Here is a 19,070-nt window from a genome sequence, read left to right on the forward strand (position 1 = left end):
CCCTTTTTCCTTCCATAAGAAACACGCCCGGAACGATCTGAGCAGAGGCAAACTCTGCCAACATCCGGGATGCACGGGGATATACATAGGTCATGACGACACTCACTGACCCGCCGAAGGAGCACTTCCGGCTGTCCATGCTCCTTTATGATACGCGGTACCGATCTGCGACCATTCAGGTCATAGCGATGATCGGTTTCATGCTTCTGGCAGCCTGGATTATCAACAACACCATTCAGAACCTTGAAACGCTGGGCAGAACAGTCGGGTTCGACTTTTTTGCCGAACCGGCCAGCTATGACATCAACCAACGCCTGCTGGAATACGACTCGCGCGATACCCATCTGCGCGCAGCGTTTATAGGCCTGCTAAACACTCTGGTTGTTGCAGTTCTGGGCTGTATCACAGCAACGATCATCGGTGTTATGGTCGGTGTTTTGCGCCTGTCGAATAACTGGCTGATCGCGCGGATCATGACAGTCTATGTCGAGATGTTCCGTAACGTTCCAGTGCTGCTTTGGATCGTGTTCGCCATGGCGATCCTGATTGAAAGCCTGCCAGCACCGCGCGCCTTCCGAGGTGAAAACCCAGAAGCCACGATGGATCTTTTTGGCACGGTCGCGGTCACTAATCGCGGTGTCTATATCCCCGAGTTTCTGTTCTCGCGCGGATTGGGCGATATCCACCTTTTCGGTACATCAAGCCTGCGCTTTGATGTTTCGCTTGACCTGATCGCCTTCCTGATCGTGTTTGGCGGCAGCATCTTTGCGATGCGCAAGGTTTCGGCCTGGGCCAATTCAACGCAAGAAAAGACTGGCGATCGCCCGACCATCTGGCACATCCAACTGGGCCTATTGTTCGTGCCGTCAGCCATCCTGCTTGGCGTTCTGGGTTTTCACCTGGGCTACCCTGAGCTGAAAGGCTTCAACTTCAGCGGCGGTACCCACCTTCGTAACTCGCTGATTGCCTTGTGGCTGGCCCTGTCGCTGTACACTGCGGCATTCATCGCCGAGATCGTGCGCGCCGGTATTCTGGCCATTTCCAAGGGTCAGACCGAGGCCGCATCCGCACTGGGCCTGCGCCCGGGCCGGACCATGCGTCTGGTGATCTTGCCGCAGGCGTTGCGGGTGATCATCCCGCCAATGATCTCGAACTATCTGAACCTGACCAAGAACTCGTCACTGGCGATCGCGGTCGGATATATGGACATCACGGGTACGCTGGGTGGCATCACAATGAACCAGACCGGTCGCGAGCTGGAATGCGTTCTGCTGCTGATGCTGGTCTACCTGTCCATCTCGCTGAGCATTTCGGCGGTGATGAACTGGTACAACAACCGTGTCAAACTGGTGGAGCGGTAATATGAGTGATGTTTCATTTGTCCGCACGGAAATGTTGCCGGAACAGGCACCACCCGCCTCCGAGGTCGGTGTACTGGGCTGGATCAAGCATAACCTGTTTTCAAGCTGGCTGAACGCGATCCTGACGATCGTCTCGTTGGTCTTCATCTACTATGTGCTCTCCAACATCCTGTCCTGGACGTTCGAATCCGTTTGGAACGCCAATTCCCTGTCGGAATGTCGTGAGATCATGATGGCTACGTGGGGCGATACGCATGGTCATGCCTGCTGGGGTGTGATCAAGGATCGTTGGCTACAGCTGCTATATGGGTTCTATCCGCCGTATCCGGCGCATCCGGATGCCACATGGTCGAACCCGCCTGAAACAGGGGCATGGCCGGCCTATTTCCGTCCGAACCTGACCTTCATACTGTTGTTGGTTGCTATTGCGCCAGTGTTGTTCACTAAGGTGCCGCGTAAGCTGTTGATTGTAACGGCGGCTTATCCGTTCCTGCTGCCTTGGCTGATGTGGGGTGGCTCGATCTGGGGGCCGCTCATGGTCGCCGCCGGATTTGCCATCGGGTATTTCGCGTACAAGTTTGCGCTTCCGGTTGCCGGGTCTCTTGCCGCGATTATCCTTGCGATTGCGCTGCCCATACTATGGTGGCTGTTTGCTGCCGGTTCCGTGGCTGACGCAATCAATGCAATCATTCCGATCGGTATCGCGCCGGTGGAAAGCCGCGACTTTGGTGGCTTTATGCTAGCGATCCTGTTGGGTGTCGTGGCCATTGGTGTTTCGCTGCCTATCGGTATCGTGCTGGCGCTGGGTCGTCAGTCCGATCTGATGATCGTCAAATACCTGTGCGTGGGCTTTATCGAGTTCATTCGGGGCGTGCCGCTGATTACCCTGCTGTTTGTGGCATCGCTGTTGCTGAACCTGTTCCTGCCGCCGGGCACTAATTTTGACATCATCCTGCGGGTGATGATCATGATGACCCTGTTCTCGGCCGCCTATATGGCCGAGGTGATCCGGGGTGGTCTGGCCGCCCTGCCGCGTGGTCAGTACGAAGGCGCAGACAGTCTGGGCCTGAACTACTGGCAGGCGCAGCGGCTGATCATCATGCCACAGGCGCTGAAAATCTCGATCCCGGGCATCGTGAGCACGTTCATCGGTATCTTCAAGGATACGACTTTGGTCTCGATTATCGGTCTGTTCGACGTGATTGGCCTGACCAACGGCATCCGCGCCGATACCGCCTGGAACGGCGTCTACTGGGAACTGTTTGCCTTTATCGGCGTTCTGTTCTTCGTGGTTTGCTTCTCCATGTCCCGTTATTCCATGTACCTGGAGCGCAAGCTTCAGACTGGCCACCGTTAAGGAGTTCAACACATGTCTGAACTTGCAATTGAACGCGAAATCGACCGCTCCAAAATGCAGGTGAGCGACGAAATCGCCATCGAAATCACCAACATGAACAAGTGGTACGGGGCCTTCCACGTGCTGCGCGATATCAATCTGACCGTCAATCAGGGCGAGCGGATCGTGATCGCGGGGCCGTCGGGGTCGGGCAAGTCTACCCTGATCCGCTGCCTGAACGCGCTGGAGGAACACCAGCAGGGCACGATCATTGTGGATGGGACCGAGCTGTCGAATGACCTGAAAAACATCGACAAAATCCGGTCCGAGGTTGGCATGGTGTTCCAGCACTTCAACCTGTTCCCGCACCTGACCATTCTGGAAAACTGCACGCTGGCCCCGATCTGGGTGCGCAAGACGCCCAAGAAAGAGGCCGAAGAGCGCGCGATGCATTTCCTGGAAAAGGTGAAGATCCCTGAGCAGGCCGACAAGTATCCCGGTCAGCTATCGGGTGGTCAGCAGCAGCGTGTGGCGATTGCCCGCTCGCTGTGCATGATGCCACGGATCATGCTGTTCGATGAACCGACATCGGCGCTGGACCCCGAGATGATCAAAGAGGTGCTCGACACCATGATTGAACTGGCCGAGGAAGGCATGACGATGCTGTGTGTGACCCACGAGATGGGCTTTGCCCGCCAGGTCGCCAACCGCGTGATCTTTATGGATGCCGGTCAGATTGTGGAGCAGAACGAACCGGAAGAGTTCTTCAACAACCCGCAGAGCGAACGGACCAAGTTGTTCCTCAGCCAGATTCTGGGACACTAAATTCGGATCAGAAAACCAAGAAGGCGGGGTGTCGACCTCGCCTTTTTCTATTCCAGCAGCTCGCGTGGGATCGTGAAGCCCAGAACCTCACCCTGATGCCATTCGAGCGCATTCCAGTCGGGGATATCGAACCGGACTACAGTCGTTGCACAAGTCGGATAGTCGTAGAATCTCGAATGATCGGGCTGGTTGCGTACCAGCCGATTTGCAAAAGCAGCGATGCCGGGATTATGCCCCAGCATGAGTACGGTATTGCCGGTGGCTGTGGCCAATTCGGCGAACATCTCATCGGGGCCTGTCAGATACAAGGCGGGGGTAAAGCGGAATTCCGGGGTGCTCAGCCCCAATCTGTCCCACGTTTCCCGGGTGCGTTTGGCGCTTGAGCAGATAACGTCATCCGGCAGCCAGCCATTGCTTTGCAGCCACGCCCCAATCGCGGGGGCCGATTTGCGTCCTCGATTGTTCAACGGGCGGTCGTGATCTTCGGCAAAGGGATCGCCCCAACTGGACTTGGCATGGCGCATTAGGATCAGTGTGCGGGTCATGATCGGTGAAATGCTTTCATGTGATGCGCAGATTGCTCTGGCTGGCGCTCTGCGCCGGCGCTGAGAGGGCAGGCGAGCCGGGCGAGGCAGCCTTTGTTCATGCAGCTGTGTCCCGCCTTGGTATCGAGATGATCATGACAGGCTGCCACGTCATAGAAGCTGTGGGTGTTCAATGCCCCAACCGGACAGGTTGTTGCACAAGGCGCGGGGCATTCTGTGCAGGGTGACGATTGAGACACGGATGGAATTGAGAACTCATCCGCAAAATGCAACGCACCACGGAATGATATCATCATCCCTACCGTATCGTGCACCAGGGCCCCGACCGGACTGCTGAAGGTGCGACCGGACTTAAGTGCCCAGTCAATAAAGGGTGCGTATGGTGGGCCGCCGAACGGATAGTAGGCGGTGCCCCTCAAGTCCCGCGCAAGCTGGCCGATCACCCGTCTGGACCAGCGATCAACCGGGTCGGGTTGGCCATCCTGCCATTCAGCCGAGGCCTTCAGAGCAGGCCAGAATGCCCCCGCAGCCCCCAGAAGGATCAGGGTTCCGTCATTAAGTTGCTTTGCTTCACTGGGCCTTGGATGAAGTGCACCCATAACTATCAGCCCAACCTGAGTGGCTGCTCGTTCGACATTGGCGTAGGTCATCAACGGCGGAAGGGCAGAGCCAGGCTCCAGCCCAGTTTTGTTGGTCGATCGTCCTGCCATTCCAATCCCACGCTCATTTGTTCGTGCCCGTCCCGAGGTTGTGCAATGTAAGTCCCCAGCATTCGGTCCCAGATAGACAGTGCAAAGCCATAATTGCTGTCATGCTCTGTTCGGAATACCGAATGATGTACGCGATGCATATCGGGTGTCACAAGAATCCTACGTACCACAGCGTCAACGGCAAGGGGGAGCTTCAAGTTTGAATGATTGAACAACGCTGTTCCATTAAGAAGGATCTCGAACAGGATCACAGCCAGGGCGCTGGCGCCGAGCAGATAGATTAGCCCGATTTTCAGGATCATGGACAACGCGATTTCAACAGGGTGAAAGCGGACTGCAGTAGTGACGTCCATGTCTCGGTCGGCGTGATGCACACGATGTAGCCGCCAAAGGATTGGCACCTTGTGGGTAATCAGATGCTGTAGCCAGATTGCAAAGTCCAGAATCAGCACACATAGAATAAGCTCAACCCACCCTGGCCAGGCGAGCCAATTAAAAACGCCCAATCCATTTTTCCCGGCATCAATGGCAGCGCCAACTGCCAATAAGGGCAACCCAATCGCCATAGTCCTGAGCATCAGTGTGTTCAAAACAGTGATTGATAGATTGGTTAGCCACCGATTTTTTCGCGGACAGGTTCGTAAGCGTTTTGGTGCAATTGTCTCTGCCGCCGCAAACACAACAAACAGGATCAAAAACACGCTTAGGCGAAATAGGGGCTCGTTCTCCATACATTCACAATCGAGCATGTTAATGCCCGGTGCAAGATGTTGAAGATCACTATGGCGTTAATCAGGACGGATCAAGGATCCGGCACCGTGTTCCGTAAACAGTTCGAGCAACACCGCATTTGGTGCGCGCCCGTCCAGAATAACGACCGCCCGAACGCCATTATGCAGCGCGTCCAGCGCAGTTTCGGTTTTTGGAATCATCCCACCCGCAATAGTGCCTTCACGCGTCATCTCACGAATCTGGCCGGCTTTGAGCTCGGTCACGACATCGCCCGCTGCGTTCTTGACGCCCGCTACATCGGTCAGCAGCAGCAGGCGGTCTGCCTTAAGAGCTGAGGCGATCGCCCCGGCTGCAGTGTCGCCATTCACATTGAAGGTTTCGCCATTCCGACCTGCGCCCAGCGGCGCGATCACAGGGATAACATCATGCGCAAACAGGTCATGCAGGACTTTGGGGTTCATCTCGGACGGTGTGCCGACAAACCCGAGCGAGGCGTCGGTCTGTTCGCACATCATCAAATGGGCATCCTTGCCCGACAGACCCACAGCCATGCCACCCTGCGCATTGATCGCCTGCACGATCCGCTTGTTCACAAGGCCCGACAGGACCATTTCGACCACTTCGACTGTGGCTTTGTCCGTCACGCGTTTACCACCCACAAACTCGGACTGGATGTCCAGTTTGTCGAGCATCGCATTGATCATTGGGCCACCGCCGTGCACGACGACCGGGTTTACGCCAACCTGACGCATAAGCACCACATCGCGCGCAAAGCTTTCCATGGCTTCGTCGCTGCCCATGGCGTGGCCACCTAGCTTGATGACGACAATCGCACCGTCGTATCGCTGCAGATAGGGCAGGGCGCTGTTCAATGTGGCGGCGGTGGCGATCCAATCCCGGTTCATATCTCGTGTCTTCATGGCTGATTGTCCCTCTGGGACCCTGTGTTAGGGCGTTTGGAGGATGGTGCCAAGACCGGATCGCGGAAACAGCCAATCTGAACGGGCCGTACCCGATGGGCGCGACCCGGCTTCCTTAGCTCATGACTTGTATATTGCTGAACAGCGTCACTCCAGATGCGCAATGATCGAACGCAGGGTCGGAATGCCGTCGCCCTTCTCGGATGAGGTCAACACGATCTCCGGGAATGCCGCAGGATGTTTTGAAAGCGCGGCGCGTACCTGGTCCAGCACCTTTTCCCGGTCTTTTGCTTTGACCTTGTCGGCCTTTGTCAGAACGCATTGAAAGGTCACTGCGCTGGTATCCAGCAGCTTCATGATCTCGGCGTCCACAGGTTTCACCCCGTGGCGCGAGTCGATCAGGACGAAGGCACGGCGCAGGGTCTGACGTCCACTCAGATACTGTTTCAGCAGACGTTGCCATTTTTCCACGACCTTCACCGGCGCGTTCGCATAGCCGTACCCTGGCAGGTCGACCAAATAGAGTTCAGGCCCTTGCGTGAAAAAGTTGATCTCTTGTGTACGCCCCGGCGTGTTCGAGGCACGTGCTAACCCCTTGGTGCCCGTTAGCGCGTTGATCAAGCTGGATTTACCGACATTCGAACGCCCGGCGAAACATACCTCCAGCCGATCGGGGGCAGGCAGGCCATCCATGGCAACGACGCCTTTGACGAATTCGGATGGCCCGGCAAACAGCTTTCGACCGGTTTCCGTTGCGAATTCATCTGGAGTTTCAGCTAGTGGAAAGGGAAGTGTGGTCATAGAACCTGAACCTCGTCACCGGTGTGAATGGTGGCGCCTTCCAGAACTTCGGCATAAACGCCAAAATCCTGATGATCCCAGCTGCTCAGCGCACCCAGTGTGTCGGCATCCCGCTCACCCGTTTCAGGGTTGGCGGTTGTCGCCAAACACCGCGTGATGCGTTCGCGCACATGAAAAACGGCCTCGCCGATCCGGATGTCGCGGCCAATCCAGTCGAACTCATTCCACAGCGGCAGGCCATCGAACCAGATATTTCCGCGCCAGCGAGCGATAGAAAGATCCCTGCCTAGCTTCTGTTCGACCGCCCGATGCGACGACATGTTGCACAAACTGATCGAAGGAAAATCGCTGTCCGTCATGCCGCGATTAGCGGCGCGGACAATGCGGGCAGACGCAGCGCGATCTGCAGGCATCAGCGGTTTGACCCAGTCCAGAAAGGTATCCTGTTGCACGTCGGGCTCAAAGCTTAGATCGGGGCGATTGGGATGGCTCAGCGTGACCGAGTCGCCTTGCAGCTGCGCCGAGATTGCCATCAACTGAGGGGCCTTCGCGCCTCGGCTGAAATTGGCGCAGGGTGCCCATTCCGATCCATCCGCTTTCGACGCCTCATGTGCAACCGCCCAAACACGATCCCCGGGCATGGTATGCCCGGGGATCATGGTAATGCGATCAAGGCGTTCACGCCCGTGACTTTTGATCGGGTGCCGCCAAATGCTGGTGACCGAACCGCTCATTTGTCGTCCGTCTTTGGCGTTCGTTTGAAGCCTGATTTGATGTTGCCGAATACATCGGGCGTATAGCCCTGACTCCGCATGATCAGGTATTGCTGGGTAAATGTGATCGTGTTGTTCGCGATCCAGTAGACCACCAAACCGCTGGCAAATCCGCCCAGCATGAACATGAACACCCATGGCATCCAGGCAAAGATCATCGCCTGTGTTGCATCGGTCGGTGCCGGGTTCAGTTTCTGCTGCAGCCACATCGAGATACCCAGCAGCAGTGGCAGGATACCGATAAAGATCAGCGCCATGAAGCTTTCAGGCTGCGGTGCCGCCCAAGGCAGCCAGCCAAAGAAGTTGAAGATTGAGGTCGGATCCGGAGCGCTGAGGTCCTGGAACGGGCCAAACCATGGGGCTTGACGCAGTTCGATGGTGACAAAAATCACCTTGTACAGCGAGAAGAAGATGGGGATCTGCATCAGGATCGGCAAACAGCCTGCGGCCGGGTTAACCTTTTCCTTCTTGTACAGCTCCATCATGCCTTGCTGCATCTTCTGGCGGTCATCCCCTGCGGCCTCTTTCAAGGCCTCCATCTGGGGCTGCAGTTCCTTCATCTTGGCCATCGAAACGTAGGATTTGAACGCCAGCGGGAACAGGATCGCCTTGATGATCAGGGTCAGGCCGATGATCGACCAGCCCATGTTGCCGATCAGCAGATTGATGTTGTGCAGCAGCCAGAAGATCGGCTTGGTCAGGAAGAAGAACCAGCCCCAGTCGATGCTGTCGATGAATTTCTGTACGCCTTCTGCCTGGTATTCCCGAATGGCTTCCCATTCCTTGGCACCAGCGAACAGGCGTGTGGTCACTTCAGCAGTCTCACCCGGCGCTACGGTCAGCGTCGGCAGCACCGTTTCGGTTTGATAGATTTTGCGGCGCGAGTCATATTTTGCGGCTGCTTTGAAGGACGAGCCCGGCTCTGGGATCAGCGTGGTCATCCAGTAGTGATCCGTGAAGCCGATCCAGCCGTCTTCCTTGACCTGATAGACCTCGGCCTGCGCCCGTTCGTTCGGGTCGATGTCAAAATCGCGGACATCACCATAGTCAACTTCTGACAGCGTGCCGTCCGCCATGCCGATCACACCCTCATGCAGGATGAAGAAGTTTTTCAGGCCCGGAAGGTCGCCATCTTCACCAATACCGTGGCGTGCAAGAATGCCATAGGGGGCCATGCCCACCTCGGATTGGGTCGCGTTTTCAACCGATTGGGTAACTGTGAACATGTAGTCCTGGTCGACCGCGATGGTGCGGCGGAAAGTCAGGCCATTGCCATTGTCCCAGGCCAGCGTGATGGGGTTGTCTACGCCAAGCGTCTCACCCTCTTCCAATGTCCAGAGCGTGTTGGGGCCCGGGACATCCGCACCTGCAACCCCTGAACCCGGTGCCCAGCCGTAAAGGGCATAATAAGCCGATTCCGAACCAACCGGAGACAGCAGCTCAACAATAGGCGCGCCTTCTTCGATCGAGACTTTGTAATCTTTCAGAAACAGCTCATCGATCCGCCCGCCGGACAGGGACAGGCTGCCTTTCAGACGGGGGGTGTCGATGTTGACGCGAGGGGCCTGTTCCTCTGGCAGTGTTTCCTCGGCGGTCGCTGTGGCTTCACCCACGGTGCTGGTCGCGCTGGGTGTTTGCACCTCGTCGCCTTCCAGAGCTGCAATTTCTGCAGCGTCCTGCGTCGTGGTTGATTCCGGCGGTGGGAACAGCACGAACCAGACAAGGATCACCAGAAAGCTGAGCGCGGTTGCAAGGATGAGATTTTTGTTCTGATCGTCCATCGGGGACAGCCACCTTGAGCAGTGAAACACACCCGGTGGGTTCAACAGAGTGCAGCCCCAAAGGTCAAGCGGAATCGCCCATCAAATCGCTCCGGCGCTGGATTTGGCGCACCGTAATTGCAGATTTCATCCCATTTTGCGACCGATCTTGGATGCACCCCTGATCTTGGCACGATGCGCCGCGATCCAATCCAGGGTCTGCTCAAATGGCATTGGCTTTGCAATTCCGAACCCCTGAACGTGGTTACTGCCCAATTGCGCCATCAACGCGTGTTCGCCGGGCGTTTCCACACCTTCAGCGAGCGTTTCGAGATTCAGGCGTTCAGCCATGGTCAGAATGGCGCTGACCAGTTGCTGCTGGCTGGGATCCTGATCCGATTTGGTGACAAACGTCCGATCAATCTTGATCCTCGAGACGTCAAACCGCTTGATAGAGGCGATTGAAGCATGTCCGGTGCCAAAGTCATCCAGGTCGATACAACATCCAAGCGCAGCCATGCCGGTTACATTCCGGGTGATCACGTCATCCGGCCTGCGAGAGAACACGGTTTCCAGAATCTCAACCGCCAGCCGATCCGGTGTCAAATCAAACTGATCCAACTCCCATTTCAGGCGGTCGATCAAGCCGGGATTGCGCAACTCATCGGATGAGAAATTGATACCGATCCGGGGCACAACGCATGCTGCACGATCCCAAGCTTGCATCGCTTCAAAAGCATGGTGACGCATGATTTGGCCTAGCCGCTCCATCAGTTCGGCTTGCTCGGCGAAGGGCAGGAATATCTGCGGGCTGAGAACACCTTTTATTGGATGCTCCCACCTTGCCAAAGCCTCGAACCCTGTGATGTTCCCATTATCCGTTGAAACCTGAGGCTGAAACCAGGGCCGAATCTCTCCATTGTCCAATGCCGCCTCGAACTCTTTTCTCAAATTGGCTCGGACCAGGGATCGCCGACGGGTCGCGGTTGAATAGGCGCGTATGGTCGAGGGACCGCTTCTTTGCGCGTCGGACAGTGCAGCGGTGGCGGCGCCAATCCACTCATCAGCCTCGGCCTGTCGCAGGTCTGAATGCAGGCAAAACCCGATCGAGCAGGATTGGTAAACTCCTGTGCCATTCAACAAAAGCGGCTCTTCGACTGCGCTTTGGATGCGGCCAGACATTTGAATGCAGGCTTCCAGATCAAGATGTGGGGAGGGATGCAGGCCAATGAGAAACCGGTTCTGATCGATCTGCGAAAAGATGTCCTGATTTCGGATGATCGACAGGATACGATCACTGAATTGCTGCTTTACATGAGTGGCGGCAGCCTGACCGTGCAGATCCTGAAGGTCGGCATAGCCGTCCAAAGCAATTGCAATACAGGCGGCATTCTCACCTGATTTGCTGACCGATTCACTCAACGCCTCCAACTCTGATTGAAAAACGTCATAGGGAACCAGGCCGCTGGGGCGCATACCTGAACTACGGGCTGTATAAGAACGGCTTCCCCAATTTCCGATGACGGCAAAAGCAAGGGGCAAACCCAAAGCCGTGGTAACAAGTGCACGTTCACCGCCCAACCAGAAGGCGGCTAAACACGCCGCGGGAATAAATGCCAGAACCTGCGGTCCGGTGAGAAGTATCCGCAGCGTTTCGGAACAACGGTCGACAAAGAGGAATTTCCGCATAGGTTTTACGGCCTTCAGCTTGGGCTAGGATCGCGCAAGCCAACCGTAGGAAATCAATCTGAGTCAGGCGTTAACGTAACTGGGGAATTTCGTCTGAATTTTCGTCTTTTTGAATCGGATCGATCGAAAGATTTGCGAAATCAAACAGTTTTGGGTCCAGAAGATGCGAAGGCCGCGCATTGGTCAATGCCCGAAACATCACTTGCCGCCGACCGGGGCTGTTCTTTTCCCACAGATCGAGGATCTGCTTGACCTGCTGACGCTGCAGCCCGTCCTGACTGCCACACAGATCGCAGGGTATGATGGGATAGTTCATCGCCTTGGCGAATTTCTCGCAATCCGCCTCGGCCACATGGGCCAGCGGGCGATAGACGAACAGATCACCTTCTTCATTCACCAGTTTTGGTGGCATGGTTGCAAGACGACCGCCATGGAACAGGTTCATGAAAAAGGTTTCAAGGATGTCATCGCGGTGATGGCCAAGCACAACTGCGGAACAGCCTTCCTCGCGCGCGATACGATAGAGGTTGCCACGACGCAGGCGTGAACACAGCGCACAATAGGTGCGGCCCTGCGGAACTTTGTTCATCACAACGGAATAGGTGTCCTGATACTCAATCCGATGTGGCACCCCCATACGGTCTAGGAATTCTGGCAGGACTGTTGCCGGGAACCCCGGTTGCCCCTGATCCAGATTGCAGGCCAGAAGATCCACGGGCAGCAGACCGCGCCATTTCAGTTCGTAGAGCACCGCCAGAAGGGTATAGCTGTCCTTGCCGCCCGATAGGCAGACCAACCAGCGGGGTGTTTTACCTTCGGCGGTGCGGTCCACCATGCCGTACTGCTCAATGGCCTCGCGCGTCTGGCGCACGATGCGCTTGCGCAGCTTCTTGAACTCGGTGGTTGAAGGCGCACCGGTAAAAAGCGGATGGATATCGTCGGCTTCATCAAACATGGGCGGGGCCTATCGCAGTTGGGTGAACCGGGCAAGGGTCAGGGTCGTTCGTCGTCGGGCACAGGGTCATAGCCATCGCCACCCCACGGATGGCAGCGCCCGATCCGGCGCGCTGCCAGCCATGCGCCCTTGATGGCGCCGTGTTTTTCAAGCGCTTCCAGTGCATAGGCGGAACAAGTCGGCTGATAGCGGCAGTTGAATCCGACCCAGGGGCTGAAGATCAACCGGTAGGCCCGGACGGGCAGGGCGAGGAGATGGGCAAATATGTTCACTTGCCACCCCCATGAATTTTGCGCAGGGCATAGCGCAGATCGTCTTTCAGCGCATCAAAGGGCCGTGCAGCGGTAACCTCGGCGCGGCCGATCAACACGTAGTCCCAGCCCGCATGCCCATGAATAGGTAATACGGCTCGCGCGGCTTCACGCAGGCGGCGTTTGGCGCGGTTGCGGGCGACGGCATTGCCGACCTTCTTTGAGCAGGTGAACCCGATGCGAATGCCCGCAGCCTCATCAGCGCCACGTTTACGCGCCTGCACCATCATCGATGCAGTGCCTTGCCGTTTGGCCCGCGCGGCTTTCAGAAAGTCCGAGCGATTCTGCAGTACGGTCAATGATTCAGATGCGCAAACGGACGCCGCCGGGGGCATCACCCTCGGCTGGTTGTTACCATCCTCAGGGGCCTCCGGCGGCGTCATGTTCATAACCTGAAAGGTCGAGCGGCTTATGCGCTCAGCGACTTGCGGCCGCGTGCGCGACGTGCGTTCAGGATTTTGCGGCCGGCTTTGGTAGCCATGCGCGCGCGGAAACCGTGGCGGCGTTTGCGAACCAGGTTCGAAGGCTGATAGGTGCGTTTCATCGCTCCGTCTCCAATCTATAGCGGTGGGTGCGGCGCGGATTCGCCTGGCCCTAGTGTTCGAAGCCCGTCCTCTACTGGGTAGCGGGGGGTAAGTCAAACCCCTAGGTGGGGGTTTTGGTGCGTTTTGCAACAAATCTGTAATCTGCCCGGGCAAAAGATTTCAAAAACCGGGTTCAGAGCGCGTATCCCTCACATTAAGTGCCATAAACATCAAGGCCCCGTGAGGCCTCTGTTGCAGCGCGCGCGGGCGGCGCATGTTGTGGGCAAGATGAATGAACAAGAACCTGCTACCCAGATGAACGAAACCACCAAGATCCCGCGCAACGGGCTGGCACGTCATATCCCTTTGGCGGTGATTCTCGCCGTTGCCGCCGTGGGGTTCTTTGCGCTGGGCGACTATCTGACCTTTGAAACCCTGCGCGACAATCGCGAGGCTTTGCTGGCCTGGCGCGATTCAAACTACTGGGCGATGGCTGCGGCTTTCGTGGGGATTTACATCATTATTGTTGCCTTCTCGTTACCCGGTGCTGCGGTTGCTTCGATGACCGGTGGGTTCCTGTTCGGGTTGCTTGCAGGAACGGTTTTTAATGTTTTTGCCGCAACCATAGGCGCTTCGACGATCTTTCTAGCCGCACGCTGGGGTTTGGGTGAATCTCTGACCGCCAAGCTTGAAGCCTCGGAAGGGACGGTCAAGAAACTGAAGGACGGGCTACGTGAGAATGAAATCTCGGTTTTGTTCCTGCTGCGTCTTGTACCTGTGGTGCCCTTCTTCGTTGCCAATCTGGTGCCCGCATTGGTTGGGGTAAAGTTCCGAAACTTCCTGATTACGACGGCGCTGGGCATCATCCCTGGTGGGATTGTCTATACCTGGATCGGTGTTGGGCTGGGTGGTGTTTTTGATCGCGGCGAAACCCCGGATGTCTCGCTGTTATGGGAACCCTTCGTGATCGGGCCAATTATTGGCTTGTGCGCGCTGGCAGCGCTGCCGATTGTCATCAAATCCCTCCGTGGTCGAAAGGGCTCCTGATCCATGCAAGAGTTGAAAACCGATATCCTGGTGATCGGGGCCGGGTCAGGCGGGTTGTCTGTAGCCGCCGGGGCCAGCCAGATGGGTGCGGATGTCATCCTGCTGGAAGGCCACAAGATGGGTGGGGATTGCCTGAACTTCGGCTGTGTCCCATCCAAAGCTCTGATCGCCAGCGGCAAGGCTGCATATGCTCAGGCCCACGCGTCGGCTTTTGGTGTCGCGGATGTGACGCCACGGGTGGATTATGCAGCCGCCAAAGAACACGTGCAAAACGTCATCGCTCAAATCGAACCCATGGACAGTCAGGAGCGTTTTGAGGGCTTTGGCGTCAAGGTAATCCGGGAGTACGGTCGTTTCATCTCACCCACGCAGGTACAGGCCGGAGATCATCTGATCACCGCCCGACGCGTCGTGGTGGCCACCGGTTCATCGCCCTTGGTACCGCCACTGCCCGGGTTGGATCAGGTTCCGTATTACACCAACGAGACAATATTCGACCTGCGCGACAAGCCCGAACACCTTTTGATCATCGGCGGAGGTCCTATCGGCATGGAAATGGCGCAGGCGCATATCCGGCTGGGCTGCAAAGTGACCGTGATCGAGGGCCTTAGTGCGCTGGGCAAAGACGACCCTGAAGCTGCAGCCGTCGTGCAGTACAGCCTTCGGACTGAAGGTGTCGAAATCCATGAAAACGCCATGGTGTCCCAGATCCGAGAAAATGCAGGCACCATTGAGGTGGTCACTGAGAATGATGAGGTCTACGCGGGCTCTCATCTGTTGCTGGCCGTCGGACGCAAGGCCAATATCGACCGTCTGAACCTCGACGCTGCCGGGATCGACAGCACGCGGGCAGGCATCAAGGTGGACGACTCTTTACGCACGAGCAATCGCAAGGTCTATGCCATTGGTGATGTTGCAGGTGGGCTGCAATTTACCCATGTCGCCGGATATCATGCGGGGATCATAATCCGCTCTGCCTTATTTGGGCTTCCGTCGAAAGCGAAGACCGCTCATATCCCATGGGCCACCTATACAGATCCCGAACTGGCACAGGTCGGCCTGACCGAGGCACAAGTCCGTGAACAGCATGGCGACGCGGTGGAGGTTGCCCGGTTCGACTATCACCACAATGACCGCGCAGTTTCCGAGCGCAAGACCAAGGGGTTCATCAAGGTGATGGTCGTAAAGGGCCAACCAGTGGGCGCGACAATCGTCGGATATCAGGCCGGAGAATTGATCAACTTGTGGTCGCTGGCGCTGGCCAATAATCTCAAGATGGGTCAGATCGCAGCGATGGTTTCGCCTTACCCAACGGTCGGAGAGCTTAACAAACGTGTGGCAGGGGCCTATTTCTCTCCAAGGCTGTTTGAGAATCAAATGGTTAAAAGAGTGGTCAGGTTCGTCCAGCGCTGGATTCCCTGACCCAAGGAGGAGCGCAAAGTGAACTCGCTGTCGGGCCGATTTCTGATCCTGACGACGGTCTTCGTCATGTTGGCCGAAGTACTGATCTTTGTGCCCTCGATCGCGCGCTTCCGAGAAGATTTTCTGCTGAACCGGCTGGAACGCGCCCAGATCGCCTCGCTTGCTTTGTTGGCCGACGATATGCTGGCTGATGAGCTTGAAGCGGAACTGCTGTCAAATGCGGGGGTCTATAACGTCGTATTGCGCCGCGACGAGGTGCGTCAGCTCATGCTGTCTTCACCGATCCCGACCCAGATCACCAAAACCTTTGATTTGCGTAATGCCAGCGCTTGGGTGCTGATCCGTGATGCGGTCTCGAGGCTGTTTACCCCCGAAAACGAGGTCATTCGTGTGATTGGCGCGCCGGTCAAAGACGCAGGATTGTTGATCGAGGTGACAATGGACAGTGAGCCCTTGCGCATGGCCATGACGGATTATGGGCTCCGCATCCTTGGGCTGTCCTTTGTGATCTCAATCATAACGGCCTCGTTCCTGTTTCTGGCTGTGCGCGTGGTACTGGTGCGTCCGATCAAAAGCGTTGTTGGCTACATGCAGCGCTATGCCAGCGCACCTGAGGATGCGCGCGGCATCATCTCCCCCAATTCAAAGGTGACCGAACTGCGCGAGGCCGAAGAGGCCCTGCAGATGCTTCAAACCGATCTGACCCAGGCCCTGAAACAACGTGAACGTCTGGCCCAGTTGGGCGGGGCGGTGGCCAAGGTCAGCCACGATCTGCGCAACATTCTGACGTCTGCTCAGCTGTTTACCGATCGAATTGAAGCAAGCAATGACCCCCTGGTGGCGCGAATGGCACCCAAACTTGTCAATTCGATCACGCGGGCGGTTTCTTTGTGCGAAAGCACCTTGGCGTTCGGACGCGCCGAAGAACCAGCCCCAACCCTGACCATGGTGCGCTTGCGGGACGTTACCGCAGATGTTGTCGCCAGCGAACAACTCGCCATTGCCGATGCCTGCGTTGAGATTGTGAACGACGTACCCGAAGATCTTGTTATCCGTGCCGACCCGGAACAGATTTTCAGGGTTGTCATGAATCTTGTGCGCAATGCCCGGCAAGCACTTCTGGTCTCGGGTAAGGCGGGGCGCGTAACGGTGTCTGCATCTGAGCTTGAAACCGACTGGTGCATCGAAATCAGCGATACGGGTCCAGGCCTGCCCCCTAAGGCCCGAGAGAATCTGTTTACACCATTTCAGGGTGGTGTTCGCAAAGGCGGCTCGGGACTTGGGCTTGCGATTTCGCAAGAATTGGTGCGGGGTCACGGCGGAGACCTGTTTCTGAAAGACACAGGGCCTGATGGAACCACCTTTGAAATAAGGCTTCCACGCGGCGATATGACTTTTTGAAGTTTTTTTGAAGAATCGACTTGCGCGCCCTCGGCCTCAGGTCTAAACACCGCCTCACCAACGCGGACCGATAGCTCAGCTGGATAGAGTACTTGACTACGAATCAAGGGGTCGGGGGTTCGAATCCTCCTCGGTCCGCCACTTAAACCCTTGTCAGGCGACAAATAGTTCTGCCACCAGCGACAGAACCTTTCCATTTTCGCCTCACATCCTTCCATCCAGCACCTAGACCGGTTTCAATGATCCTGACTTCTCCATTGGGAAAATCAGGGCTGATTTGCAGATCAGTCGCCGAAGGCGCCTGTTCCTGCTGATCTGCCACGTGGCGAACGCGGATGGGGGCGAGGCAATGCTATTTGACAATAGTGGTGCGGCTCGCAGGCGTAGCCGAGGACACGGTGTTGTCTAATAGGGTTGCCCGAGGGGGAAGGCAGCGCCTTGCCCCTGATGGCCAGGGGCGTTTGGCTTGTCCAAATCCCGCTGCCCCAAAACAGGTGCAGCGGAGCAGGCTGCGCGAGTACTGTTTGCGCAAGAACGCGTTGTTATTCTAATGAAACGGGCGGAAAGCAGGCATTCGCTGCGCTTTGCGCCAATGACCGCATTGCGGACTAATGCGGCCGCTCAATGGTCACCGGCGCGACGACCGCTTTCTTTCGAATGCAATCTTGGCGTTCTTTCCAACATAGATTGTCCAGACGGAGACTTTCCACAAAATTGGGCCGTGCCTCAGCGACCCGCTACAGTGGCCTGATAAGCGTCAAGCTCAGTGATCAGCTCAGTACCAATAGGCGCGTCGTTTCTGGCGCAAAATTCAGACCACACCGCTCCGTAGGGTAGGTCCTTCAGTTCCTCTGTCACAACAAACCGGCTTGTGAAATCCAGCGCGTCCTCCGCTGCTCGCAAGCGATCCCAGGGCTTCAGAAGCGCCTGCAGAAGCGCCTTTTGCATGTTGCGCGTGCCGATAACCCAAGCGGCCGTGCGGCTGATCGTGGCGTCGAAGAAATCAAGCCCGATATGGGTCTTGCCCAACAGGTCGCCGCTGACCAGTTCATGTGCCATCGCCAGGATGTCATCGTTCAGCATGATCACATGGTCGCTGTCCCAACGCATAGGGCGCGACACGTGCAGCAAAAGCTCATCCAGAGACAGGGCCACGGCGCTCAGTTTGTCGGCGATATTCTCGGTCGGGTGGAAGTGCCCCATGTCGAGGCACAGCAGTGTCTTGTTGCGGATCGCATAGCCCATGTAGAACTCATGGCTGCCCACCGTGCAGGCCTCGACCCCGATGCCGAAAAGCTTGGATTCGACCGCATCCAGCATATCCGATTTCGCCTGGGCCAGCATGGTGTCGAGCGAGGCCTCAAGCCGGGCCCTTGCCGCCATACGGTCGATAGGAAGGTCCTTGAACCCATCCGGAACCCAAATGTTGTTGATGCAGGGTGAACCAAGCGCGGCTCCCATCTGCGCCGCGATGTCCCGCGTGCGTTTTCCATGTTCGATCCAAAAGTCCCTGATGCCCTTGTCGGGGTGTGCCAACGTCAGGTTGTCATCGGCCTTTTGATGGGCAAAGAAAGTCGGGTTGAAATCCAGCCCGATGCCGATGCCCTTGGCCCAGTCGACCCATGGCGCGAAATGGCGATACTCGATCTCATCACGGTCCGGGGTATCGTCTGTGTCCATGTACATCGCGTGCAGATTCAACCGATGTGACCCGGGGATATTTGCATAGGCAAACTCAAGATCCGCCCGCAGTTCGTCGGGGTTGCGGGCCCGGCCGGGATGGTTTCCGGTTGCCTGAATGCCCCCGCCCGAGGTGGCGGTCTGGTTTTCGAACCCCACCACGTCATCGCCTTGCCAACAGTGAACGGAAATCGGGATGCCCTTCAGAGCCTTGATTGCAGCATCAGTGTCGACGCCCCAGTCAGCGAATTGCGCTTTGGCGCTTTCATAGCTCATGG

General features: G+C 56.8%; 19 protein-coding genes and 1 tRNA gene. 7 read left to right on the forward strand and 13 right to left on the reverse strand.

Going from position 1 to position 19,070, the window contains the following annotated elements:
• The first annotated feature begins 92 nt into the window (after positions 1–92).
• The 3 genes from ACR0AU_RS18110 to ACR0AU_RS18120 are packed head-to-tail and all read left to right on the forward strand — an operon-like array spanning position 93 to position 3,522.
• Positions 93–1,361 carry an ABC transporter permease subunit gene (locus tag ACR0AU_RS18110; protein ID WP_170392881.1) on the forward strand — a complete coding sequence of 423 codons (1,269 nt, stop codon included), beginning with the start codon at positions 93–95 and terminating at the stop codon, positions 1,359–1,361.
• A gap of 1 nt (position 1,362) precedes the next feature.
• The gene (locus ACR0AU_RS18115; protein ID WP_170392880.1) at positions 1,363–2,718 is read left to right on the forward strand and encodes an amino acid ABC transporter permease; all 1,356 of its coding nucleotides are present in this window, start codon (positions 1,363–1,365) and stop codon (positions 2,716–2,718) included.
• Positions 2,719–2,730: 12 nt separating this feature from the next.
• On the forward strand, positions 2,731–3,522 hold the full coding sequence (locus ACR0AU_RS18120) for an amino acid ABC transporter ATP-binding protein (protein WP_304621965.1): 792 nt from the start codon (positions 2,731–2,733) through the stop codon (positions 3,520–3,522).
• Positions 3,523–3,569: 47 nt separating this feature from the next.
• Here the strand turns inward: ACR0AU_RS18120 and ACR0AU_RS18125 are convergent, their stop codons facing one another.
• The 12 genes from ACR0AU_RS18125 to rpmH form a co-directional block, all read right to left on the reverse strand.
• Positions 3,570–4,067, reverse strand: coding sequence for a histidine phosphatase family protein (locus ACR0AU_RS18125; RefSeq protein WP_170733979.1), 498 nt, complete (start codon positions 4,065–4,067; stop codon positions 3,570–3,572).
• Positions 4,064–4,717 (reverse strand): ferredoxin, encoded by a 654-nt coding sequence (locus ACR0AU_RS18130; RefSeq protein ID WP_170733980.1) that lies wholly within the window; start codon positions 4,715–4,717, stop codon positions 4,064–4,066. Before ACR0AU_RS18130 ends, ACR0AU_RS18125 begins: the two co-directional genes overlap by 4 nt.
• Positions 4,717–5,508, reverse strand: coding sequence for a sterol desaturase family protein (locus tag ACR0AU_RS18135; RefSeq protein ID WP_170508739.1), 792 nt, complete (start codon positions 5,506–5,508; stop codon positions 4,717–4,719). Before ACR0AU_RS18135 ends, ACR0AU_RS18130 begins: the two co-directional genes overlap by 1 nt.
• Before the next feature lie 57 nt (positions 5,509–5,565).
• Complete coding sequence (gene argB, locus ACR0AU_RS18140) at positions 5,566–6,429, reverse strand: acetylglutamate kinase (RefSeq protein ID WP_170508738.1); 864 nt, start codon at positions 6,427–6,429, stop codon at positions 5,566–5,568.
• Between the two features lie 147 nt (positions 6,430–6,576).
• Positions 6,577–7,230 carry a ribosome biogenesis GTP-binding protein YihA/YsxC gene (gene yihA / locus ACR0AU_RS18145; RefSeq protein ID WP_170392875.1) on the reverse strand — a complete coding sequence of 218 codons (654 nt, stop codon included), beginning with the start codon at positions 7,228–7,230 and terminating at the stop codon, positions 6,577–6,579.
• Positions 7,227–7,964 carry an MOSC domain-containing protein gene (locus ACR0AU_RS18150; RefSeq protein ID WP_170733981.1) on the reverse strand — a complete coding sequence of 246 codons (738 nt, stop codon included), beginning with the start codon at positions 7,962–7,964 and terminating at the stop codon, positions 7,227–7,229. Before ACR0AU_RS18150 ends, yihA begins: the two co-directional genes overlap by 4 nt.
• The gene (gene yidC / locus ACR0AU_RS18155; protein WP_480796043.1) at positions 7,961–9,784 is read right to left on the reverse strand and encodes a membrane protein insertase YidC; all 1,824 of its coding nucleotides are present in this window, start codon (positions 9,782–9,784) and stop codon (positions 7,961–7,963) included. Before yidC ends, ACR0AU_RS18150 begins: the two co-directional genes overlap by 4 nt.
• 126 nt (positions 9,785–9,910) lie before the next feature.
• Complete coding sequence (locus tag ACR0AU_RS18160; protein ID WP_480796044.1) at positions 9,911–11,452, reverse strand: putative bifunctional diguanylate cyclase/phosphodiesterase; 1,542 nt, start codon at positions 11,450–11,452, stop codon at positions 9,911–9,913.
• A gap of 70 nt (positions 11,453–11,522) precedes the next feature.
• Positions 11,523–12,407, reverse strand: a complete 885-nt coding sequence (gene ttcA / locus ACR0AU_RS18165; RefSeq protein WP_480796045.1) for a tRNA 2-thiocytidine(32) synthetase TtcA — start codon at positions 12,405–12,407, stop codon at positions 11,523–11,525.
• Positions 12,408–12,445: 38 nt separating this feature from the next.
• Complete coding sequence (yidD, locus tag ACR0AU_RS18170; protein WP_170392870.1) at positions 12,446–12,679, reverse strand: membrane protein insertion efficiency factor YidD; 234 nt, start codon at positions 12,677–12,679, stop codon at positions 12,446–12,448.
• Positions 12,676–13,101 (reverse strand): ribonuclease P protein component, encoded by a 426-nt coding sequence (gene rnpA, locus ACR0AU_RS18175; protein WP_170392869.1) that lies wholly within the window; start codon positions 13,099–13,101, stop codon positions 12,676–12,678. Before rnpA ends, yidD begins: the two co-directional genes overlap by 4 nt.
• Before the next feature lie 26 nt (positions 13,102–13,127).
• Positions 13,128–13,262 carry a 50S ribosomal protein L34 gene (rpmH, locus tag ACR0AU_RS18180; protein WP_005980833.1) on the reverse strand — a complete coding sequence of 45 codons (135 nt, stop codon included), beginning with the start codon at positions 13,260–13,262 and terminating at the stop codon, positions 13,128–13,130.
• A gap of 268 nt (positions 13,263–13,530) precedes the next feature.
• Between rpmH and ACR0AU_RS18185 the strand changes: the two genes are divergently transcribed.
• The 4 genes from ACR0AU_RS18185 (at position 13,531) to ACR0AU_RS18200 (ending at position 17,253) form a co-directional block, all read left to right on the forward strand.
• A complete protein-coding gene (locus tag ACR0AU_RS18185) occupies positions 13,531–14,289 on the forward strand; it encodes a TVP38/TMEM64 family protein (protein ID WP_480459796.1) in 759 nt (252 codons plus the stop codon).
• A gap of 3 nt (positions 14,290–14,292) precedes the next feature.
• Positions 14,293–15,711 carry a dihydrolipoyl dehydrogenase family protein gene (locus ACR0AU_RS18190; RefSeq protein WP_480796046.1) on the forward strand — a complete coding sequence of 473 codons (1,419 nt, stop codon included), beginning with the start codon at positions 14,293–14,295 and terminating at the stop codon, positions 15,709–15,711.
• A gap of 18 nt (positions 15,712–15,729) precedes the next feature.
• Positions 15,730–17,112: a sensor histidine kinase gene (locus tag ACR0AU_RS18195; RefSeq protein ID WP_480439421.1), complete on the forward strand. Its 1,383-nt coding sequence runs from the start codon at positions 15,730–15,732 to the stop codon at positions 17,110–17,112.
• Between the two features lie 64 nt (positions 17,113–17,176).
• Positions 17,177–17,253, forward strand: a tRNA-Arg gene (locus ACR0AU_RS18200).
• 585 nt (positions 17,254–17,838) lie between these two features.
• Here the strand turns inward: ACR0AU_RS18200 and ACR0AU_RS18205 are convergent.
• Positions 17,839–19,068 carry an L-rhamnose isomerase gene (locus tag ACR0AU_RS18205; protein ID WP_170624488.1) on the reverse strand — a complete coding sequence of 410 codons (1,230 nt, stop codon included), beginning with the start codon at positions 19,066–19,068 and terminating at the stop codon, positions 17,839–17,841.
• Positions 19,069–19,070: the final 2 nt, after the last annotated feature.

The organism is Ruegeria sp. CG1 (genome assembly GCF_056537265.1).